The organism is Actinomycetota bacterium (genome assembly GCA_019347575.1).
GTDB lineage: Bacteria > Actinomycetota > Nitriliruptoria > Nitriliruptorales > Nitriliruptoraceae > JAHWKY01.
The window spans coordinates 1-21,643 of the sequence record JAHWKY010000037.1 but is presented as its reverse complement, the minus strand read 5'-3'; the positions used below and the strand labels follow the sequence as shown (position 1 = coordinate 21,643).

Here is a 21,643-nt window from a genome sequence, read left to right as displayed (position 1 = left end):
GGATGGCGCGCCCGGAGGGCAAGGGTGTGCGCCCGAAGGGGCACGCGAGGCCCCGGTGCGCGAGGCGCGCCCCGCGGGGCGCGCCTCGGTGAAGCAGTTCGGATCGGTCTACTGGGCCGGTGGGGGAGGCGGTGGCGGCTCGTCCGGTCGGGGAGGCGGTGGCGGCTCGCCGCCGGCGCTGGTTCCGCCGCCTCCGAGCTTGCCCTTGAAGTCGTCGACGTCGAGGTCGAGTCCGGCCTCGCGCATCGACAGGAACGCGCCGTAGGTCATAGCCGCCGCAGCGACGAGACCGACGAAGATGCCGTACTTGAGGAAGTTGGTCTCGGTGATGAGGCGCAGCAAGATCAGCACGAGACCGATCCCTGCGAGGATCACCGCGAGCTGCTCGGTGGCGAAGCCACCGGCGGAGACGGCGTTGCCCTGGAACGCCTTGAGCGCGATGAGCACCGCTGCGGCCAGGCCGACGAGGACGCCCGCCCACGCCAGGAAGCCCGCGTTCCACGCGTTGATGCTGACGCCACCGAACCCACCCAGATCCACGCCGTACCACGGCAGGAAGCTGGAGATCAGCAGCACGAGGCCGCCGCCGAGAGCGATCTTCTGTCCGTTGGAGAGGTTCTCCACGACTGTCCCTTCTGTACCCCTGTTGCCGACCCCGGCGCAGCCGGGGGTCGGGTCCGCCGGCGATCCCGTCCGTCCGCGCGGGATCCGCCGCCGCACCGTACGCGCCAGGGGGAGCGACCCCGAGCATCCCCGACGGTCCGTCGCGAGGACGCGCGCGTAGCGCGCACGTGGTTCAGGAACCGGACGCCGTCGGCGCCCACGCGCCGGCATCCCGGGCCTGCGCCCCGGCGTGGTAGCTGGAGCGCACCATGGGGCCGGACTCGACGTGGTCGAAGCCCAGTTCCACCTCGCCGAAGCGGCGGAACGCGGCGAACTGCTCAGGGGTGACGTAGCGGTCGAGCGTGAGGTGCTGAGCCGAGGGCTGGAGGTACTGGCCGATGGTGAGCAGCTGCACGCCGGCCTGGCGAAGGTCGGCCATGGCCTGCCGGACCTCGTCATCGGTCTCGCCGAGCCCCACGATGACGTTGGACTTGGTCGCGGTCGTGTCGGGGAAGCGACGCCGCGCCTCGGCGAGGAACTCCAGCGAGCGGTCGTAGTCGAACGCGGGGCGGACGGTCGGGAACAGTCGCCGGCACGTCTCGACGTTGAAGGCGAACACGTCGGGTCCCGCTACGACGACCTGCTCGAGCGCCGCGAGACCGGAAGCTGGGTCGTTGCCGTAGCCGAAGTCGCTGGGCAGCACCTCGACGCCCACACCGGCCGCAGCCTCGCGGATCTGCCGGATGGTCTCCGCCACGAGCCACGCGCCACCGTCGTCGAGGTCGTCGCGGGCCACCATGGTCACGACGGCGAACCTCAGGCCGAGATGGGCCACGGCCTGCCCGACGCGGCGCGGTTCGTCGCGGTCGTAGCCATCGGGCTTGCCGGTCTTGATCTGGCAGAACCCGCAGCGGCGTGTGCAGTCGTCGCCGCCGATGAGGAAGGTCGCCTCGCGCGTCTCCCAGCACTCGTAGATGTTGGGGCATGCCGCCTGCTGGCAGACCGTGTTGAGTTCGAGATCGCCCATCAGGCGGCTGACGTCCTTGAAGTTGTCACCGTGCTGCATCTTGATGCGGAGCCAGTCGGGCTTGCGGTCCGAGCGCAGACCGGTCATCAACGCCGGGCGGGCGACGCCAGCACGCTGCTGCTGCTCGCGGGGGAGCATCCGCAGCGTCCGCGCCTGGGGCGGGATGACGGGGGTCTGATCGGTCACGGCAACCTCAGGTCGCTGCGGGGACGGCGAGTTCGAGAGCGTTCGTGGTCGTCACCTCGATGCTACAACCGAACAGCTCCGCGAAGGCGCGTCGCAACCGCTCGAAGGTCGCGTCGACCGTGGTGGCTATCCCGAGCGAGGCGAGCGAGCACACGCCCCGGTCGCCGATGCCGCAGGGGACGATCCCGCCGAAGTCCGTGAGGTCGGTCGTGACGTTCATCGCGAGACCGTGGCTGGTCACCCCGCCCGCGTTGACGCGCACACCGACGGCCACGATCTTGTCGTCGCCGACCCACACACCGCGGTGCTCGGGGTCGCGCCCCGCGACGATGCCGTGCGAGGCGATCACCCGGATGCACGCCTCCTCGAGGAGGCGCACGTAGTCGACGACCCGTCGCGAGTCGTCGAGCTTCAGGATCGGGTAGGCGACGAGCTGTCCGGGGCCGTGGTAGGTGACGTCGCCGCCTCGGTCGACCTCGAACAGCTCGATGCCCCGCGCGTTGCGCTCGGCCTCGCCCCAAAGGACGTGTTCGCTGTGGGCGCGCTTCCCCGCGGTGTAGACACGCGGGTGCTCCAGCGTCAGCAGGACGTCGCCGATCTCGTCGGCTGCACGTCGCGTGACGAGGTCCCGTTGCCAGTCCCACGCCACCCCGTACGGCACGAGGGCCGCGTGGACGGCGAGGATCGGGGCATCGGAAGCGCGCATGAGGCTGCGATGCTACGGCGTCACGTCGTCGTGTTCGACAGAACGATGAAAGCCAGCACCATGCCGCCGACCGTGCCCGCGATGGCGACGCCGATGCCCCAGTTCGCACGGGGCTCGTCCTTCGACTTCGCGATCGCCCCGAGCACGATGCCGATCGGTCCCAGGATGATCGGGAAGAACACGAACGCGATGGCGCCGCACGCGATTGCGCCCACCGAGAAGCCGTTGCCGACCTCCTCAGAGTCTCGCGCGTAACCCGGCGGGGGTGTGCCGGGCGCGGTGTGCTCGGACCAGCGGTTGCCGTTCCACCATCGGAGCTGTCCCGGGTGTTGAGGATCGGCGTACCACGCCGCGTCGGGTCTCGAGGCCACCTTGTCGGGTGACGGAGGCGGCGGCTGACCCTCCTGAGGAGGATGTGCAGGCTGACCTCGGGGTGGAGGTGGAACCTCAGGTGGAGGTGGTGGACCGTCGCTCATCCCGTCCCCGTTCTGCACGATGCGGAGCCGTTCCATCAGCCTGCCACAAACGCTGACACAACGGCGAGGAGGTTGAAGGAGACGTGCGCTGCGATCGGTGCGGCCGTCGCGGCTGTGCTCCGGTAGAGCACGGCGAGCACGGCGCCGAAGATCGTGATCGAAGCCACCTGCACGACACCAACCGCGCCTGCGGCGAACAGTTCGATGTGGACCAAGCCGAACAGCAGAGAGGAGGCCGCGATCGCAGCCACGGGTCGCCATCGCCGCTCGATGGCGGTCAGCAGGGAGCGTCGGAACACCAACTCCTCCACGACCGGTGCCACCACGACGACGACCAGTATCACCAGCGCCAGGGCGCCGGCGCCGATAGACGGGACCTCCTCGAGTAGCGCTTGCGAGGACCCGTCAGGCTCGTCGAGATCGAGCACCTGCACCGCGGTCCACACGATGACGTTCAGCGCGATCTGACCCGCGAGTCCTACACCGACTCCCAGCGCCGTATCCGATGCTCGCCAGCGCGCGGGACCGAACACCGAACGCCACGTCCCGAGCTGGGCCCGCAGCAGCCATGCGACCGCGCCGAGCGCGACCGTCTCGGCGATCGCAACCGCCACGACGAACACCGCCGACAGTGAGGCGGCGTCAGCATCGCCATCGAGGAAGACCAGCGCGACGACCGCACCGACCACGAACTGGGCACATAGCAACACGGCCGTGACGGCGACCGCGGTCCAGCCTGGAACCAGGTGCCGTGAGGCCGCCGTGGTGCCCGGTGCCGTGTCTCTATCAGCGACCTGCGGCGCCCAATGGTCGGTCCAGCGTCGCCCGTCCCACCACCGCCACCATCCGGGGAGCTGTGGGTAGTCGTACCAGCCTGCCGCGAGTGGAGGAACGGGCGCGTCGCTGAGCTCGTCGCGGGACCTCAGCGCGTGATCTCCACGAGACCCCGACCGGTCAGGCGGCTCCGCTGTTGGCGAAGACCAGGAAACCCAGGAGCATCCCGATCGCCGTCCCGGCGATCGCGATGCCGAGGCCCCAGTTCGCCTTCGGTTCGTTGTTCGACTTCGCGATGGCGCCGAGGACGATGCCGATAGGGCCGAGCACGATGGGGAAGATGACGAAAGCAAGCAGACCGCATGCGATGGCCCCTATCGAGAACCCGTTGCTGGTGCTGGCTGTCCTGGTTGTCGGCTGATCCGTGGTGGGCGTGGTCCGATCCATCGGGCATCCCTCTTTCTCTGGCCCCTCCGGGTCGACCGTGCCACAGGTCGATCACGCGGGAGCGAGAGGGGCATGGCCGTTCGGCCACCGAGGAGAGGCGCCCCGATCGTGAGGTGACTTGGTCCGGTCGAGTGGACGAAGTGCAGTCACGATCGAGGGTCAGACCTCGTCGGAGAAGTCGTGGTTCTCGAGGACCCACTTGAGGTCAGTCAGGAACCGGGCTGCGTCAGCGCCGTCGACGAGGCGGTGGTCGTAGGTGAGAGCCAGGTAGCTCATCTGCCGGATCGCGATCGCGTCGCCCAGCTCCGACTCGATGACGACGGGCCGCTTCTCGATGACGGCGGCGCCGAGGATCGCGACCTCGGGCGGGTTGAGGATCGGGGTGTCCCACAACGCCCCGCGCGAGCCCGTCGAGGTGATCGTGAACGTGCCGCCGGCGATGTCATCGGGTTGCAGTCCCTTGCCGCGCGTGCGCTCGGCTAGATCGACGATGGCGTGCGCGAGCTCGGTGACGCTCAGGTCCTGCGCGTCCTTGATGTTCGGCACCAACAGCCCGCGTTCGGTGTCGACCGCGATGCCGAGGTTGACGTAGTCGTGGTAGGTGGCGGTGCCCTCGTCGGTGTCGATGCGGCCGTTGACGATCGGGTGGCGCGGGATGGTCAGGCAGACCGCTCGCGCGACGAACGGCAGGGGCGACAGCGAGATGCCCTCCCGCTGCTTGAACCGGCCCTTGGCGGCGCCCCGCAGGTGCATGATGCGGCTCATGTCCGCTTCGACCGCGGTCGTGAGCTGCGCCGTGGTCTGCATCGACTCGAGCATGTGCTTGGCGATGCTCTTGCGGATGCGGGTCAGCTCGATGGTCTTGACCCGGTCGTCGCCGAAGTCGATCTGGGTCGGGGAGGCGTCGGGGCGCGGTGTCGGTGCGGCCGCGGCTGCTGGGCGCGGGGCGCCTCCCGACGCGACCGCTGCCTCGGCGTCGGCGCGCGTGATGCGTCCACCCTCGCCGCTGCCCTGGACCTGATCGGGCGACATGCCCGCCTCGCGCAGCATCTTGCGCACCAGCGGTGAGGCGAGGGCGCCTTCGCCGGAGACCGAGACCTCCTGGCTGGCGGCGTCCGCGCGGGGACGGCGAGCTGGCTCGGGTTCGGGTTCCTCTTCGGCCTCGGCCTTCGGCTCCTCTTCGGGCTCGGGTTCCTCTCCCGGCTCGGCCTCCGGCTCCTCTTCGGGCTCGGGTTCCTCTTCCGCCTCGGCCTTCGGCCCCGCTTCGGGTTCAGCCTCCTCTTCGGCCTCGGGTTCCTGCTCGGCTTCGGGTTCCTGCTCGGCTTCGGGTTCCTCTTCGGCTTCGGGTTCCTCTTCGGTGTCGGGCTCCTCTTCGGCGGGGGCCTCCTCGTCCCCTTCGCCGATGATGGCGATGACCTGGCCAGGCTCGATGGTGTCGTCGACCTCGGCCTTGCGTTCGAGCAGGGTGCCGGCGACGGGGGAGGGGACCTCGGTGTCGACCTTGTCGGTGGAGATCTCGAACAGGGGCTGGTCGACCTCGACGGTGTCGCCGACCTCGACCAGCCAGGCCGTGACGATCGCCTCGGTGACCGACTCTCCGAGTTCGGGCAGCTTGACCTCTTCGGCCACGTTAGGTCCCCTTCTAGCCGTGGAGCGCTCGGCCAGCCAGGGCGAGGTGTGCCTCGCCCATGGCCTCGCCGAGCGATGGGTGCGGATGGATGAAGCGAGCGACGTCGATCGGTAGCGCTTCCCAGTTGTAGATGAGCTCGGCCTCGCTGATGAGGTCGGTGGCACGTGGGCCGACGATGTGCACGCCCAGGACCGGACCGTCCTTTGCGGCCACGATCTTGATCATCCCCGACGCCTTCATCATCGCGGCACGACCGAGCGCCTGGAAGGGGTACTTCTCGACCTCGACGTCGTGCCCCGCTTCCTCTGCCTCTGGCTCGGTGAGGCCGACCGAGGCGACCTCCGGGTGGCAGTAGGTGACGCGGGGCACGCCCTTGTAGTCGATCGGCAGGACGTCGAGGCCGCCGAGTTGGTCGGCGACGAGGAAGCCCTCGGCGAACGAGGCGTGGGCGAGCATCAGCGTGGGGATCACGTCGCCGAGCGCCCAGATGCCATCGAGGTTGGTGCGGCCGTATCCATCGACGACGACGAAGCCCCGGTCGGTCTCGATCCCGACCTCGTCGATGCCGCTGCCTTCGGTCACAGGCGCGCGGCCGACCGCGACGAGGAGCAGGTCGGCCTCGAGCGTCTCCTCACCCTTGCTGGTCTCGACCGTCGCCTTGATGCCGGTGTCGGTCGTCTCGACCGCGGTCATCTTGGCCGCCGTCAGGGCGCTGATACCGGCCTTGCGGAACTGACGGCCGATCTCCTTCGAGACATCCGGGTCCTCGAGCGGCAGGAGCCGGTCCTCGAGCTCCACGACGGTGACCTCGGCGCCGAAGGCGTGCCACGCGCTGGCGAACTCCATCCCGATGGCGCCGGCGCCGAGGATGAGCACCGAACCGGGGATCTCCTCCAGTTCGAGCGCATGGTCCGAGCTGATGATGCGCTCGCCGTCGAAGGGGGCGAAGGGCATCTCGCGGGGCTTCGAACCGGTCGCGATGACGACGTTGCGGCCCGTGAGGGTGCGGGTGCCGTCCTCCGTCTCGACCTCGATGGTGTCCTTGGCGGTCAGCCGGCCGGTGCCGTGGATGGTCTCGACGCCCCTGGCGCTGAGGGCGCCCTGCAGGCCCTTGTGCATCTTGTCGACGACCGACTGCTTGTGCTCGTTGACCTTGGCGACCTCGATGCCGAGGTAGTCGACCTTGACGCCGAACTCGCCCGCATCCTGTGCGTGCTCGGCGATCTCGGCGGACTGCAACAGCGCCTTGGTCGGGATGCACCCGCGGTGCAGGCACGTACCGCCGACCTTGTCCCGGTCGACCAACGCGACCGTCAGATCGAGCTGGGCGGCCCGGAGCGCGCACGAGTACCCACCGGTACCGGCGCCCAGGATCAGCACGTCGTAGGTGTCCCCGTCACCGGCCTCCTCGGTCGCCTCCGCCTGGGCCTCGGGTTCGTCTTCGGCCTGGGGTTGCTCCTCGGCCTCGGGTTCCTGCTCGGCTTCGGGTTCCTGCTCGGCTTCGGGTTCCTCTTCGGCTTCGGGTTCCTCTTCGGTGTCGGGCTCCTCTTCGGTGGGGGCCTCCTCGTCCCCTTCGCCGATGATGGCGATGACCTGGCCAGGCTCGATGGTGTCGTCGACCTCGGCCTTGCGTTCGAGCAGGGTGCCGGCGACGGGGGAGGGGACCTCGGTGTCGACCTTGTCGGTGGAGATCTCGAACAGGGGCTGGTCGACCTCGACGGTGTCGCCGACCTCGACCAGCCAGGCCGTGACGATCGCCTCGGTGACCGACTCTCCGAGTTCGGGCAGCTTGACCTCTTCGGCCACACCGACCTCCTGGGTGCGCGACGGGCCATCGACGTTAGCCGAGGACCCGACCCGGCTCCCTGGGGTAGCGTCGGTCGGACGGAGGCGACAGGTGAGGAGCTGCACTTGCACGTCGAAGGCCTGACACGGACCGCGCTCTACGTCCGCCACGCGGAGCTCGGCGCCAGGATCATGCCGTTCGCTGGATGGGCCATGCCGCTCGAGTACCAAGGCACCCTCAGTGAGCACGAGGCCGTCCGCCGGGACGTCGGCGTGTTCGACGTGAGCCACCTCGGCAGCATCTACGTGGTCGGGCCGGGTGCCGGCGACGCCGTCGCCGCGACGGTAACCAAGGACGTCACGCAACTCGATGTCGGCCGCTCTCAGTACTGCCTCTGCTGCGATGAGCACGGCGGCATCGTTGATGACCTCATCGTGTACCGCCTCGAGTCCGATCGCTACCTGCTCATCCCCAACGCCGCGAACACCGCCGAGGTCGGAGCGGCGCTCATCGAGGCCGCGTCCGGACACGGCGCGGAGGTGGACGACCGTTCGCTGCAGTGCACGATCCTCGCCGTCCAGGGGCCACGCGCCCTCGACGTGCTCGGAACGGTCACGGGCGCCGACGTCGCCTCGCAGGCCTGGACGTCGGTCGCGACCATCGACCTCGACCGCGAGGAGGCTCTGCTGTGCCGAACCGGGTACACCGGGGAGGTCGGCAGCGAGCTGATCCTGCCCAACTCCCGCGCCCTGGAGGTGTTCGACCAGCTGCTGCATCACGGGGTCACGCCCTGCGGCCTCGGGGCGCGCGACACCCTGCGCCTCGAGATGGGCTACCCCCTGCACGGCAACGATCTCGGACCCGACACCGATCCGTTCGAGGCGCGACTGTCGTGGGCGGTGGATCTCGAGCGTGGTCAGTTCCGCGGCCGCGACGCGTTGAAGGTCGCGTACGAGGCGGGGGTGTCGCGCCGGTTGCTGGGCATCCGCGCGGTCGAGCGCGGCATCCCCAGACCTGGTATGACGGTCCTGAAGGACGGGGAGGACGTGGGCACCGTGACGTCAGGGAGCTACTCGCCGACGTTGCGGACCGGCATCGGGCTCGCGTACCTCGCCCACCCCGTGGCGGCAGGTGATCGCGTCACGGTGGACATCCGCGGCAAGCACAGAGAGTTCGAGGTGCTGCGCCCTCCGTTCGTGGACCGCGATCCTCGCGGCTGACTCAACCGCCGCGCGGCACGAGCAGGCGCAGCGCTGCGGGTTCGATCGTGAAGCGGCGTCGGGTGCTCTCACCCGGGAGCTCGCCGTCGAGGTTCCAAGGGATCGCCTCGCCTTCGACGACGACCGCGTGACCACGGGCCGTGGCGACATCCGGCCGCTCGTCGTGCTCGGACCGCAGCAGCGCCACTCCGAGACCGGTCCGCTCCCCTGGCGACGTCGCCGTGCTGACGAGCACGTCGAGCTCACCGTCATCGGGGCGGGCATGCGGCAGCAGCGCCGTCCCACCCCCGACGCTCGAGCCGTTGGCGATGGCGACGAGCACGGCGGCGTCACCCTCTTCGGGCCACAGTTCTCGGTCGTCGACCGTGACGGTGAGCCGCCAGGGGCCGGCGCCCACTCCGGCGATCAGCGCCCCGGCCTTGTAGGCCGCGTCGCCGAGGACCTGCTTCAGCGTTGTCGCCTTCTCGGCGGCCACGGCCCCGATGCCGGCGTGCGCCGCGTTCACGACGATCGCATCGTCGGTCCGGACGAGGTCGAAGGTGCGCTCCTCGACGCCCTGCGCGAGTGCCTCCGCCGCATCGAGCCCCGACGCGAGGCCCAACCCTCCGGCGAAGTCGTTGCCGGTTCCGAGAGGGATGACGGCCACCGAAGTCGAGTCGAGCAGAGCGAGGCGGTCGAGCGCCGCTGCTGCCGCGTGGAGGCTGCCGTCTCCGCCGGCGATCACGAGCCGTCGTCCATCGAGCCCTTCAAGCGCACGTTCGAGTTCGCGGGGCGAGGTCGTGTGGACCAACTCCACCTCGCCGACGTCTCGTAGCGCCGCGACGATCGCATCGATCTCGTCCTCGTCGTAGCCCCCGGCCTCCGGGTTGACGACCGCGAGCGCGGCATCCACGGACGGTCCCCTCGTCGGAGTCCCGGTGACGCTACCGATGGGATCGATCACCCACGGCCGACGGACACGTTCGCACGCCGGGTGACCGCCCTAACGAGCACCGTCGCCCGGGAGGGCGAGCATCCGCTCGAGCGCGACGCCCGACCACTTGCGGGTGTCCTCGTCGACGCGGACCTCGTTGACGACGTTCCCGGCGAGGAGCTCCTCCATCGCCCACGTGAGGTGCGGCAGGTCGATGCGGTTCATCGTGGCGCAGAAGCAGACGGTGTCGTCGAGGAACACGACGTCCTTGTCGGGGTGCTCCTCGGCGATGCGCCGAACGAGGTTCAGCTCGGTCGCGATGGCGATCCGGGCGCCAGGCGGGGCGGCCTCGACCCACCGCATGATCTGGCTGGTCGAGCCGACGCGATCCGCTTGGAGCACCACGTCATGACGGCACTCGGGGTGGGCGAGGACCTCGACCCCGGGCACGCGCTCGCGCACCGCGTGGACCATGTGCGGCACGAAGCGCTGGTGGACCGAGCAGTGGCCCTTCCACAGGATCACCCGTGCGCGGCGGACCTCGTCGTCGGTCAGGCCGCCGTCGGACTTCCAGGGGTCGTAGACGACGCAGTCGTCGAGGTCGAGTCCCAGGCCCAGGACGGCGGTGTTGCGGCCCAGGTGCTGATCGGGCAGGAACAGCACCTTGCCGTCCGGCCCGGCCTCGTCGAACGCCCAGGTCATCGCCCGGGCGGCGTTGGACGAGGTGCAGACGGCGCCGCCGTGCTCGCCGGTGAAGGCCTTGATGGCCGCGGTCGAGTTCATGTAGGTCAGCGGCACGGTCCGGTCCGCCACGCCGGCCCGGAGGAGCCGCTCCCAGGCGTCGACGACCTGGTGGCTCTCGGCCATGTCCGCCATCGAGCAACCAGCCGCCAGGTCCGGGAGGATGACGGTCTGGTCGTCGCGGGCGAGGATGGATGCCGACTCGGCCATGAAGTGCACACCGCAGAAGATGATGTAGGGGGCATCCGCCTCGGCGGCGAAGCGCGCGAGTGCGAAGGAATCACCGCGCGAATCAGCGAACCGGATGACCTCGTCCCGCTGGTAGTGGTGCCCGAGCACCGCCACGCGATCACCGAGGAGCGTCCGCGCCCGGGTCGCCCGATCGACCAGACCGGGGTCCGACGGGGAGGGCAGGTCGCCGGGGCAGAGCACGCCTCGCTCGCTCGCCGGGTCGCTGCGGCGGCCGAGCAGTAGCAGGGGTGACTCCGGCGGGATGGTCGGCGTGAGCGCGGTCGGCTGTTCGATCGCGGGTGTCGGTGCGGTCGTCATCGGGGTACCGATCCGAGGTCCGAGCCTGGCGGACCCACCTTCGAGCGACTGGGACGGAGTGATCGAGAACCAGTTATTGTCATCTCGACAAGAACGTCAGCGTACCAGACCCATCGGTAGGCTGGCACTTCCGGTCCCGCCCTCTCAGGAGCTCCCGTGCGCGTCGTGATCGCTCCCGACTCGTTCGGAGGGACGCTCACCGCTCGGCAGGCAGGAGCCGCGATGACCGACGGCTGGCTCCGCGCTCGTCCCGACGACGAGGTCGTCACGATGGCGCTCTCGGACGGGGGAGAGGGCCTCCTCGATGTCCTGGTGGACGGTGAGATCCACCAATCGGAGGTGGCTGGACCTCTCACGACCCCCGTCACGGCCCGATGGCGACTGCTCGACGACGGCACGGCGCTCCTCGAGTCGGCACAGGCCTGCGGGCTGGCTCTCGTACCCGAGGACCAGCGCGATCCCTCCCGCGCGACGACCTACGGCGTGGGTCAGTTGCTCGAGGCCGCGCGTCAGCAGGGTGCGTCGAGGATCGTTGTCGGGTTGGGCGGCTCCGCGACAGTCGACGGGGGGGTCGGGGCGCTGACGGCGCTGGGACTGCGGCCGCTGCGCGAGGACGGCAACGGACTCAAGGTCGGCGGCCGCCACCTCACCGAGCTCGCGACCACCGAGCGCGGGTCGCTGGATGCTGCGTGGAAGGACCTCCCTGTCGAGCTGTGGTCGGACGTCACGACACCGCTGAGCCGCGCCGCCGAGGTGTTCGCGCCACAGAAGGGAGCTTTGCCTGACGAAATCCCCGGACTGGCGCGCGGCTTGCGGCGCTGGGCCGACGTGGCCGAACGCGACCTCGGCGCCGATCCATCCCTGCGCGAGGCGCCGGGGACGGGGGCCGCGGGTGGTCTCGCCTACGGACTCGCAGTCGGCCTCGGCGGCGAACTCGTGTCGGGCGCTGCGCGCGTCGCGGACCTGGTGGAGCTGTCGGCGCGGCTCGAGGGCGCAGAGGCGATCGTCACCGGCGAGGGCCGTCTCGACGCCACGACCGGCGAGGGCAAGGTCCTCGACGAGGTGCGCAAGCGCGCTGAGGAGGCCGGGGCGCGGGTCTACGTCGTCGTCGGGCGGGGCGATGACGCCCCGTCGTGGATCAGCGACCTCGAGCGGTCGGCTCCGGGAGGGCCAGGTGACGATCCCGCTGCGGAGGTCGCCGCGGCCGCCGAGAGGCTCGCGGAACGGGTGGCCGGGCGAGGCTCGTGAGAGGCGGAACACGCTCCGGTACACTCACCTTGTTCACGGGGCGTCGACGGTTGAGCCCCCGGGTACATGTCAGAACATGTCAGCCGTACAGACCGATGCACGAGACCGCAGGAGTGAAGCTGTGACCCCACCCACGCAGGCCGAGGCCCTCGCCCCGACCCCCGCTGACACCGCGGCAGAGTCGACGTCGGTCATCACCCTCACCGAGAAGGCGGCCGAGAAGGTCAGCGGCTTCCTCGCCGACGAACCCGACGCCTCCGAGGTCGCGCTGCGCGTCGCCGTGCAGGCGGGCGGCTGCGCCGGCTTCCGCTACGCCCTCTTCTTCGACGACCGTCAGCTCGACGGCGACGTGGTCGAGAGCCACCACGGCGTGACCATCCGCGTCGACAAGATGAGCTCGCCCTACATCCAGGGCAGCGTCATCGACTGGAAGGAGACGCTCGAGGCCTCCGGGTTCGCGATCGAGAACCCCAACGCCTCCGGCACCTGCGCCTGCGGCGACAGCGCCACGTTCTGACTCGTTCCGCTTCACGGTGACGGGAGCCCTCTGGGGCTCCCGTCCCGCGTTGTGTGGCGTAGTCCACGGCGACGGCGGCGTTCGGGCGTGAAGGGCGTCGATCGAGTCGATGTACGCGATCCGGTGCCGTATCGCACCAGAACACCTACATCGACGGGTTCACGGCTCCCAGATGTCGAACGTCACGGCCGTAGCGCAGCACGAGTGCGGTGCGCTGGCGCTGGGGGAGGGCCGCGACCGCGCGACGGACCGCGGTCGCTTCCGCGGGATCAGCGTCGATGTGGATGGTGGCATCGGCGGGGCGCCGGGCCTGGGCACGCCGCTCTGCGCCCCGACGCCGGAACGCGCTGTTCGCGAGGTTGAGTGCCACCCGCCATGTCCAGCCGCCCGGCGACTCGAGACCGGACACGTACTCCCACCGCCGGCACGCTCGCAGGAGCGCCTCCTGGGCGAACTCCTCGGCGACGTGCACGTCACCGACGTACAGGGCGAGGCCACCTACCAGGCGTGGGTACTCAGCGGCGCAGAACGCCGCGGCCGCCTCCGGCATCGCCCCGCTCACCAACCCCCTTGCGCCACGGACCCTCCACCCAACCACACGCACGAGTCCGGCGGGGCGTGTCACGCGTCCGTGTACCGCTCTGCTCGGTCATGACCGAGAGGACCGGTACACCGACGGGACCGCGCGTGACTCGGGGGCGGGGGCGTAGGCTTGGCACCATGAGCGCCCCACCCCGCGATCGCCTCGCCCGGCCGCTGACCGACCTGCGTGTCTCGGTGACCGACCGGTGCAACTTCCGCTGCCGGTACTGCATGCCGCGTGAGCGGTTCGGCCCTGACTTCGCGTTCGTGCCGCGGGACGAACTGTTGAGCTTCGAGGAGATCGACCGGCTCGTGCGGATCTTCGCCGGTCTGGGGGTGACCAAGGTCAGGCTCACCGGGGGAGAACCGACCCTTCGCAAGGGCTTGCCGGACCTCGTCGCCATGCTCGCGGCCATCGACGGCATCGAGGATCTCGCGCTCACGACCAACGGCTCGCTGTTGCCCTACCTCGCGGAGCCGCTGGCAGCGGCCGGCCTTGGCCGGGTGACCGTCAGCCTCGACGCGCTCGACGACCGTACCTTCCGGGAGGTGTCCGACACGCACCTGCCGGTCGAGGTGGTGCTCGAGGGCATCGACGCGGCCATCGAGGCGGGACTCGTCCCGGTCAAGGTCAACGCGGTCGTCAAGCGCGGCCCGAACGACAACGAGATCGTTCCCCTCGCGGCTTGGGGCCGGGAGCGGGGCGTGATCGTCCGTTTCATCGAGTACATGGACGTCGGCTCGACCAACGGCTGGAACCCCGACGAGGTGCTCAGCGCCGACGTGATGCTCGCCACCATCGCGCGGAACTGGCCGGTCGAACCCATCGAGCCCGGTCCCGGAGGACAGGTGGCGGAGCGTTATCGCTACACCGATGGCAGCGGTGAGGTGGGGGTGATCGCGAGCGTCACCCGGCCGTTCTGTCGCACGTGCAGCCGCGCTCGCCTGAGTGCCATCGGCGAGCTCTACACCTGTCTGTTCGGCGTCGACGGACACGACCTGCGCGCTCCGCTGCGCGACGGCGCGTCGGACGCCGACCTCGAGACCCGCATCCGCGACACGTGGGAGCGCCGCACCGACCGCTACAGCGAGCTGCGCGCGGGTGCGCGTCGCGACCTGCCGAAGGTCGAGATGAGCTACATCGGCGGCTGACGGGGCCAACCAGAAGGCTGAACCGTTGAACCCGCCAGCCAGGTTCAGCGGTTCAACCTTGCGGCATCCGGGGGGGTAGCGGGGAACCGTCGAGCAGTTGCGGCCCCGTTCGGACGGGTGCACGTCGGTCGACCACGCTCGAGGCGGGGCAACGTGGTGGCGTGGAAGCGCTCACCATCGCCCTCGGAACGGCCGTGCTCGCGGCCGTCCTCGTTGACCTCGTGTCGACGACGGTCGCCGTGAGCGGCGGCAGCGGACCGCTCACCGGTCGCCTGGCGCAGGCCATCTGGGCCGTGGCGCTGCGGTTGCACCGCCGGGTGCCGAACCGGCGCATCCTGCAGGTCGCCGGTCCCGTGATCCTCTTCAGCATCCTGACGATGTGGCTGGTCCTGCTCGTCGTGGGCTGGACGCTGGTGTTCAGCCCCGACGCCATCACCCACGTGGCCCGTGAGGGTCCAGGGACGCTCGGAGACCGGCTGTACGTCGGCGGGGCGACCGTGATCGGGCTGGGTTCGAGCGGCGTCGAGGTGACCGGGTGGTGGCGCCTCGTCGAGCTGCTGGCAGCCGCATCAGGCCTCGCGCTGATCAGCCTCTCGATCGCCTACGTCCTGCCCATCGTGTCCGCCGTCGTCAACGCCCGCGAGACCGCCGGCTACATCTCAACGCTCGGCCATACGTCACACAGCATCATCGAACGCGCCTGGGATGGGTCGGGCTTCGGGCAGCTCGATCTACACCTGATCGCGTTGGCTCCACGCATCGTGGGTCAGGCGGAACGTCACCTCGCCTACCCGCTGCTGTTCTACTTCCGGTCGCTCGAGCGACACACCGGTCTGACCGCCAGCATCGTCGCGCTCGACGACGCCCTCACGCTGCTCGCCGGGCGGGCCGACGGTGCGATGGACCGCACCGCGGTGCTACCGGTCCGTCGCGCCGTGACCGAGTACCTCGCCACGATGGAGAAGGCGTACATCGATCCCACGGACGAGCCGCTGCCGTGGCCGGACCTGGACGGTCTGAGGGAGCGGGGCGTACCGACTCCGACCGCGGCCGATCTCGACCGTGCCGCCGAGCAGCTCGGGCTGCGTCGGCGGCTGCTGGCGGCGCTGCTGCACCACGGCGGGTGGGACGTCGAGCAGCTCGGCACCGGGCGCGAGCGCCACCGCACGCTGCAGCTCACCGACCCCATCGAGGCCGAGGAGGTGACGTGATCAGCTCCCCTCGAAGCCCTCCTTCGCGATCGTGTGGACCTCCAGCGAGCCCTCCTCGTGACGCGCGCGCAGGACCTTCTTGTCGAACTTCCCGACGCTCGTCTTGGGGATCTCGTCGACGAACGCCCAGCGCTCCGGGACCCACCACTTGGCGACGCGGTCCTCGAGGAACATCGCGAGTTCCGCAGGTGTGAGCTGGCTCACGTCGCCGGTCGCGACCACGGCGAGGGGGCGTTCGGTCCACCTCTCGTCCGGCACGCCGATCACGGCCGCCTCGAGGACCTCTTGGTGCGCCATGAGCTCGTTCTCGAGATCGACCGAGCTGATCCACTCACCACCGGACTTGATGACGTCCTTCGAGCGGTCGACGATCTGCATGTAGCCGCGTCCGTCGATGACGCCGACGTCGCCGGTGCGGAGCCAGCCGTCGTGGAACTTCTCGTCGTCCTCGATCTTGAAGTAGCTCGCGGTGATCCAAGGTCCGCGCACCTCGACCTCCCCGATCGATTTGCCGTCCCACGGCACCTCGTCTCCATGGTCGTCGATCAGTCGCATGTCGACGCCGGCGACGATGCGTCCGGCCTTGGTCCGCCAGTCGATCTGTTCCTCCCAGTCCTCGACGCCGCGGGGGGGGTGGGCGAGCGTGCCGAGAGGGTTCATCTCGGTCATACCCCAGCCCTGCAGGATCTCGACGTCGTAGCGCTCCTTGAACGCCTCGATCATGGAGCGCGGCACCGCGGCACCACCCACAACGACCTCACGGAGCGAGCCGAGGTCGATCTCCGCCTGCGCCCCGTACTGCAGCAGTCCGTTCCAGACTGTCGGGACGGCCGCGGCGAAGGTCGGCTGCGCCTCCGCGATGAACGCCGCGAGTGGCTCGGGCTGCAGGAACATCGACGGCTGCTGGATGTCCGCGCCGGCAGCCCAGCAGATGTAGATGAGGCCCCACGCGTTGGCGTGGAACTGCGGGACGATGACCAGGCAGCGGTCGTTGTCGCTGACCTTCAAGCCGCCGGCGATGGCTCCGAAGGTGTGGGTCCACTGGGAGCGGTGGCTGTAGACGACCCCTTTGGGGTTGCCCGTCGTCCCGGAGGTGTAACAGATGGTCGCACCGGTGTTCTCGTCGAGGTCGGGCCAGTCATAGCCGGGGGTCTCGACCTCGATGAGCTCCTCGTAGCGCAGCACGTCGTCGCCCAGCGGTGAGGCATCACCGTCGCCCACGACGACGAACGTCTCGACCGTCGTGAGCTCGTCCTTGACCCGCGCCAGCAGCGGCACGAGTGAGTCGTTGACGATGATGACCTTGTCCTCGGCGTGGTTGATCACGTACGCGAGCTGCTCGGGGAAGAGGCGGATGTTGAGCGTGTGCAGCGCTGCGCCCATGCAGGGCACGGCGAAGTACAGCTCCGTGTGCGCCTGGTCGTTCCACATGAACGTCGCGACCACGTCGCCCTGGCCGACACCGAGCTTCTCGAGCGCCTTCGCGGCGCGCTCGATGCGCTCGTAGGTGTCGGCGAACGTGACGCGCTCCGCGTGGTCGCCCTTCCACGTGACGACCTCGCTCTGTCCGTGGACCTTGGCGCCGTGCCGCAGGATCTGGGTCAAGGTCAGTGGGTAGTTCTGCATCGTGCTGTCGACCACGGCTCGCTCTCCGGTCATGGGCTCGGGGAGTCGAAGCTAGTCACGTCGCGGGACACGTGCGGGCACACTGCGCGTCCGAGATGCCGGAGATGACCACGGACGAGAAGATCAGGTTCGTCCGGCTGCTGGGTCTCCCAGTCGTCCTGGTGCGTGCGGCCCTCGACATCCACGCGATCCTGACGGCAACCGAGCCCGGCCCTGGCACGGTGCTGGCCACGACCGCCGCGCTGTCCCTGCTCCACCTGGCGCTGCTCGTCACGGCGGTCGCGCTGACGTGGTCGGCGGCCACATCGCGGGTCAGGATCGGTCTCGGGCTGCTCGCTGCGATCGGCGCCTTGACCATCCCCGGCGTCGTGGGACTGCTCCACATGCTCGGGCACGCGGACCTCTGGATGTGGCTGACCCTCGTCACGTTCGTGTCGGTCGTCGCCTTGGGTGTCGTCGCGCTCCTGGCCCTGCGTGATCAGACGGAGGTGACGCTGTTCCAAGCGGTGCCCGACGTGCGCGGCTGGATCGTGATCGCGGGAGGGATGGTGGCGACCTGGGCCAGCCTCGTCGTGCGGCTGCCCCCACTCGAGCAGTTCCCTCCTCTCGGGACCTTGGCGTACCGCATCGAGCTCGCGCCCACGACGGCGGAAGGCCAGGTCAACCTGCTCGTCATCGTGACGGCACTGTTGGTCATCGCCGCCGCGGCCACGAGCCGGCCGTGGGCAGTGGCGGTGGCCATCGCGACGCCGCTCGCGGTGGGCTTCGTCGGGCAGATCGTCGCCGATCTCCTGCTGTTGATGTCATCGCAGGAGCAGGTTGCGGCGCTCGGTTTCGCTTCCCGTCTCGAGCCGGGCACGGGGTTCGTCGCGTTGCTCGGGGCAACGGGGACGCTGATCCTGGCGCTGAGCCTGCCGCGGCGCCCCGAGGTCAACGCAGCTTCGTGACCCGGAAGGCCCAGCCGCCATCGGGGCGTTCGGTCTGGGACAGGAACCGCTGACCTCGCATGCGACACCACACCGGCACGTCGACCTTCGACGCCGGGTCGTCGCTGAGCACCTCCACGATGTCGCCGATCGCCGCGGTCTCGACCACCTTGGCGAGTTCGATGACCGGGATCGGGCACGCCCGCCCCAGGGCGTCCACGACGTGGTCGGCGTGGTCCGCGGTCACCGCCCGACCCCCGCCGTCTCACGTAGGCGGGTGACGGTCTCGACGAACGCCTCGACGAAGGCTTCGATGTCGTCCTCGGAGTTCGACGGACCGACGCTCACCCGGACGTGGCCGTGCGTCAGCGCGCCCATGGCGACGAGGACGTGCGACGGCTCCCCCGAGGTCGTGGCGCACGACGAGCCGGAGTGGACCGCGAAGCCGGCGGCATCGAGCTCGGTTACCAGCGCCTCGCCCTCGACGTACAGCGCCGAGACGGCCACGATCCCGGGGTGGGCGTCCGCCAGTGGCCCGTGGACCTGCAGGTCGGCAACGCGTCGGGGGAGCAGCTCACGCAGGCGCCTCCGCAGCAGCTCGCGGTGCGACCGTTCGGTGTCGAGGTTCGCGGTCGCCACGGCGAGCGCGACGGCGGACGCGGCGATCGCCGGAACCGGCTCGAGACCCGACCGACGACGGCGCTGGCGGTCGTCGCCGTCGAGGAGCGCGCGAACGCGGCCGCGCTCACCGATCGCCAGCAGACCAACGCCACTCGGACCGCCGAACTTCACCGCGGAGGCGGACAGCAGGTCCGCTCCGAGCTGGCCCAACGTCACTCCGAGCTGGCCCACCGTCTGACAAGCGTCGACGTGCAACAGCGCGCCCCGCTCACGGCAGGCCACGCCCACCTCGTGCGTGGGCTGGATGGCGCCCACCTCGTGGTTCGCGTGCTGGAGGTGGACCGCGAGGGTGTCAGGGCGAAGCGCAGCGATGACCGCCTCGGCGTCGACCTCCCCGGACGCGGTGGCGTCCACCACGGTGAGGTCGAAGCCGTGCTCGTCGTGGAGTCGCTCGCACGCACCCAGGACCGCGGAGTGCTCGACCGCACTCGTGACGACGTGCCGCCGGGGGTCGCCACGCCGCACCGCCGCGCGCGCCGATCCGAGGACCGCCAGGTGGATCGCTTCGGTACCCGATGCGGTCCACACGATCCCGTCCGTCGCCCCGAGCGTGTCGGTCGCGGTCTCGGTGGCGCGGTCGAGGAGGTCGCGAGCAGCGCGGGCCTCGCGGTACCCGCGGGAAGGGTCGGCCCAGGCCACCGCGGCCGCGTCGCGGTACGCCGCGGCTGACTCGGGGCGCAGCGGCCAGGTGGAGGCGTGATCGAGGTGGACGCGGGACACGCCAGGAGCGTACGGGACGGCAGGGAATCCCTTGCGAGTGTCGAACCTGCAGACACGCCCCGTGGAGCGCCGGCTGTCGCATCCCCATCACCCGCGTCTGACCACCTCAGGTACCGGACTTACCCCTCGGGGATCTGCTCCCACCACTGGCACCACCAGTCGGCATCGACCAGGATGCGGAGCTTGGGGTGCCAGCAGTAGGACAGCTTCTCGCCGGGGTTGAGGTAGTACTGGCAGTTGCCGCAGCGCTCATCGCCTGGCGACGTGGCGCGCAGGACGTTGTCCTCGACCAACCGGTACAGCTCGAGGGCCCGTCGCTCGTCCTCCTCGGTCGGCTCCGGCAGATCGGTCTCGGCCATGCGTGGTCTCCTCCGGGCCGGGCACGAGCGATCAGTCGAGGTCGAAGCGATCGAGGGTCATGACCTTGTCCCAGGCGGCGACGAAGTCGCGCACGAACTTCTCCTTCGAGTCGTCCTGCGCGTAGACCTCCGAGATCGCTCGCAGCTGGGAGTTCGAACCGAAGACGAGGTCGACGGCGGTTGCGGTCCACTTGACCTCACCCGTCGTGCGATCGCGACCCTCGTACACGTTCTCGGTCGCCTCCGACGCCTTCCACTCCGTGCCCATGTGGAGCAGGTTCACGAAGAAGTCGTTCGTCAGCGTTCCGGGACGGTCGGTGACGACGCCGTGCTCGGCTCGCCCGGAGTTGGCGTTCAGGACGCGCATGCCTCCGATGAGCACTGTCATCTCGGGAGCGGTCAACGTGAGCAGGTTCGCCCGGTCCAGAAGCAGGGTCTCCGGGGACAGCTTCTCGCCGGCTCGGAGGTAGTTGCGGAAGCCGTCGGCTCGCGGCTCGAGCACCTCGAAGGACTCGACGTCGGTCTGCTCCTGCGAGGCGTCGGTGCGCCCCGGCGCGAACGGGACCGTGACGTCGTGCCCGGCGTCCTTGGCTGCCTGCTCGACGGCCGCGCACCCGCCCAGGACGATCAGGTCGGCGAGCGAGACCTTCTTCCCTCCGGACCGTGCACTGTTGAAGTCCTGCTGGATCTCCTCGAGGGTTGCCAGGACGTTGGCGAGCTCCGCTGGGTCGTTGGCCTCCCAGTCCTTCTGTGGCGCGAGGCGGATCCGTGCCCCGTTGGCTCCGCCACGCTTGTCGGTGCCGCGGAAGCTGGCCGCAGACGCCCAGGCGGTGAAGACCAGTTGGGTGATGGACAGCCCCGACGCGAGGAGCTTCTCCTTGAGTCCGGCGATGTCCTCGTCGTCGATCAGCTCGTGATCGACGTCGGGTACGGGGTCCTGCCACAGCTGCGGCTCCGGAACCCACGGACCGAGGTAGCGCGAGACGGGCCCCATGTCGCGGTGCAGCAGCTGGACGAACGTCATCATGACGCGGGCGCGCCGCTGCGGGTTCGTCGCCGCCCAGGCCGGCTGCGCGGCCTTGGCGTTCTCGACCGCCTGCCGGACTTCGGCCGGCATCGCGAGCGCGACCTGCGCGATCAGTTTCACCAGCCCCTGGAACAGATCGTTGCGGGCGACGAAATCGGTCTCGGAATTGACCTCGACCACCACGCCCTTGGTGCCGGCGAGCGCGATGCCGATCACCAGGCCGATCGCCGTTCCCAACACAGTGCCGATGAGCGTGGCCGCCAATGCGATGGTCAGTACCTGGCGAGCGCCGGCGAGAACCCGGGAGAGCACGTCGCGCCAGAGATCGTCGGTGCCGAACCAGTGTTCCGACGAAGGAGGTTGGAGCCGATTGAGGATGTCCTGTGGGCTGCCCTGAGGTTCGTATGGGGTGACGAAGTCGCCGAAGATGGTGAACACGACCCACATGAGCACGAGGAATCCGCCCACCCAGAATGTCGGCGAGCGACGAAGCACTCGCCAGCGATGGGAACGTGCCGCGGTGGATACCGCCATCA

The 21,643-nt window shown here is 69.7% G+C and carries 22 protein-coding genes; 6 read left to right on the top strand and 16 right to left on the bottom strand.

Annotation, left to right across the window (positions count from 1 at the left end; genetic code table 11):
• Positions 1-108: 108 nt before the first annotated feature.
• The 8 genes from KY469_19010 to lpdA form a co-directional block, all read right to left on the bottom strand.
• On the bottom strand, positions 109-624 hold the full coding sequence (locus tag KY469_19010) for a hypothetical protein (GenBank protein MBW3665189.1): 516 nt from the start codon (positions 622-624) through the stop codon (positions 109-111).
• A gap of 172 nt (positions 625-796) precedes the next feature.
• Positions 797-1,717 carry a lipoyl synthase gene (gene lipA / locus KY469_19005; protein MBW3665188.1) on the bottom strand — a complete coding sequence of 307 codons (921 nt, stop codon included), beginning with the start codon at positions 1,715-1,717 and terminating at the stop codon, positions 797-799.
• Between the two features lie 106 nt (positions 1,718-1,823).
• Complete coding sequence (lipB, locus tag KY469_19000; protein MBW3665187.1) at positions 1,824-2,522, bottom strand: lipoyl(octanoyl) transferase LipB; 699 nt, start codon at positions 2,520-2,522, stop codon at positions 1,824-1,826.
• A 20-nt stretch (positions 2,523-2,542) separates the two neighbouring features.
• Positions 2,543-2,893, bottom strand: coding sequence for a DUF2510 domain-containing protein (locus KY469_18995; GenBank protein MBW3665186.1), 351 nt, complete (start codon positions 2,891-2,893; stop codon positions 2,543-2,545).
• 140 nt (positions 2,894-3,033) lie between these two features.
• On the bottom strand, positions 3,034-3,708 hold the full coding sequence (locus KY469_18990; GenBank protein ID MBW3665185.1) for a CPBP family intramembrane metalloprotease: 675 nt from the start codon (positions 3,706-3,708) through the stop codon (positions 3,034-3,036).
• A 244-nt stretch (positions 3,709-3,952) separates the two neighbouring features.
• Positions 3,953-4,219 carry a hypothetical protein gene (locus tag KY469_18985; protein MBW3665184.1) on the bottom strand — a complete coding sequence of 89 codons (267 nt, stop codon included), beginning with the start codon at positions 4,217-4,219 and terminating at the stop codon, positions 3,953-3,955.
• 159 nt (positions 4,220-4,378) lie between these two features.
• Positions 4,379-5,848 carry a 2-oxo acid dehydrogenase subunit E2 gene (locus tag KY469_18980; GenBank protein ID MBW3665183.1) on the bottom strand — a complete coding sequence of 490 codons (1,470 nt, stop codon included), beginning with the start codon at positions 5,846-5,848 and terminating at the stop codon, positions 4,379-4,381.
• 13 nt (positions 5,849-5,861) lie between these two features.
• On the bottom strand, positions 5,862-7,655 hold the full coding sequence (lpdA, locus tag KY469_18975) for a dihydrolipoyl dehydrogenase (GenBank protein ID MBW3665182.1): 1,794 nt from the start codon (positions 7,653-7,655) through the stop codon (positions 5,862-5,864).
• Between the two features lie 99 nt (positions 7,656-7,754).
• On the opposite strand from lpdA, the gene gcvT reads away from it, so the two are divergent.
• A complete protein-coding gene (gene gcvT, locus KY469_18970) occupies positions 7,755-8,855 on the top strand; it encodes a glycine cleavage system aminomethyltransferase GcvT (protein MBW3665181.1) in 1,101 nt (366 codons plus the stop codon).
• A 1-nt stretch (position 8,856) separates the two neighbouring features.
• Here gcvT and KY469_18965 read toward each other — a convergent pair whose 3' ends face one another.
• Complete coding sequence (locus tag KY469_18965; protein ID MBW3665180.1) at positions 8,857-9,747, bottom strand: hypothetical protein; 891 nt, start codon at positions 9,745-9,747, stop codon at positions 8,857-8,859.
• A gap of 90 nt (positions 9,748-9,837) precedes the next feature.
• On the bottom strand, positions 9,838-11,058 hold the full coding sequence (gene nadA, locus KY469_18960) for a quinolinate synthase NadA (GenBank protein MBW3665179.1): 1,221 nt from the start codon (positions 11,056-11,058) through the stop codon (positions 9,838-9,840).
• Between the two features lie 156 nt (positions 11,059-11,214).
• Here nadA and KY469_18955 point away from each other — a divergent pair, with 156 nt between their 5' ends.
• Complete coding sequence (locus KY469_18955) at positions 11,215-12,306, top strand: glycerate kinase (protein MBW3665178.1); 1,092 nt, start codon at positions 11,215-11,217, stop codon at positions 12,304-12,306.
• 76 nt (positions 12,307-12,382) lie between these two features.
• The gene (locus KY469_18950; protein ID MBW3665177.1) at positions 12,383-12,823 is read left to right on the top strand and encodes an iron-sulfur cluster assembly accessory protein; all 441 of its coding nucleotides are present in this window, start codon (positions 12,383-12,385) and stop codon (positions 12,821-12,823) included.
• 145 nt (positions 12,824-12,968) lie between these two features.
• On the opposite strand, the gene KY469_18945 is transcribed toward KY469_18950, so the two are convergent.
• Positions 12,969-13,385 carry a SigE family RNA polymerase sigma factor gene (locus KY469_18945; protein ID MBW3665176.1) on the bottom strand — a complete coding sequence of 139 codons (417 nt, stop codon included), beginning with the start codon at positions 13,383-13,385 and terminating at the stop codon, positions 12,969-12,971.
• A 158-nt stretch (positions 13,386-13,543) separates the two neighbouring features.
• On the opposite strand from KY469_18945, the gene moaA reads away from it, so the two are divergent.
• Complete coding sequence (moaA, locus tag KY469_18940) at positions 13,544-14,557, top strand: GTP 3',8-cyclase MoaA (GenBank protein ID MBW3665175.1); 1,014 nt, start codon at positions 13,544-13,546, stop codon at positions 14,555-14,557.
• Between the two features lie 161 nt (positions 14,558-14,718).
• On the top strand, positions 14,719-15,768 hold the full coding sequence (locus KY469_18935; protein MBW3665174.1) for a hypothetical protein: 1,050 nt from the start codon (positions 14,719-14,721) through the stop codon (positions 15,766-15,768).
• Here KY469_18935 and KY469_18930 read toward each other — a convergent pair whose 3' ends face one another.
• A complete protein-coding gene (locus KY469_18930) occupies positions 15,769-17,394 on the bottom strand; it encodes a long-chain fatty acid--CoA ligase (protein ID MBW3665173.1) in 1,626 nt (541 codons plus the stop codon). It lies immediately after the preceding gene.
• A gap of 104 nt (positions 17,395-17,498) precedes the next feature.
• On the opposite strand from KY469_18930, the gene KY469_18925 reads away from it, so the two are divergent.
• Positions 17,499-18,341 (top strand): hypothetical protein, encoded by an 843-nt coding sequence (locus KY469_18925; protein ID MBW3665172.1) that lies wholly within the window; start codon positions 17,499-17,501, stop codon positions 18,339-18,341.
• Here the strand turns inward: KY469_18925 and KY469_18920 are convergent.
• From KY469_18920 to KY469_18905, 4 genes are all read right to left on the bottom strand, one after another.
• Complete coding sequence (locus tag KY469_18920; GenBank protein ID MBW3665171.1) at positions 18,325-18,567, bottom strand: sulfurtransferase TusA family protein; 243 nt, start codon at positions 18,565-18,567, stop codon at positions 18,325-18,327. The genes KY469_18925 and KY469_18920 overlap by 17 nt on opposite strands.
• A complete protein-coding gene (locus KY469_18915) occupies positions 18,564-19,721 on the bottom strand; it encodes an aminotransferase class V-fold PLP-dependent enzyme (GenBank protein ID MBW3665170.1) in 1,158 nt (385 codons plus the stop codon). The genes KY469_18920 and KY469_18915 overlap by 4 nt, the downstream gene beginning before the upstream one ends.
• Before the next feature lie 119 nt (positions 19,722-19,840).
• Positions 19,841-20,080, bottom strand: a complete 240-nt coding sequence (locus KY469_18910; protein MBW3665169.1) for a hypothetical protein — start codon at positions 20,078-20,080, stop codon at positions 19,841-19,843.
• A gap of 31 nt (positions 20,081-20,111) precedes the next feature.
• Positions 20,112-21,643: aldehyde dehydrogenase family protein (locus KY469_18905; GenBank protein MBW3665168.1), on the bottom strand; the 1,532-nt coding region annotated here is incomplete at its 5' end.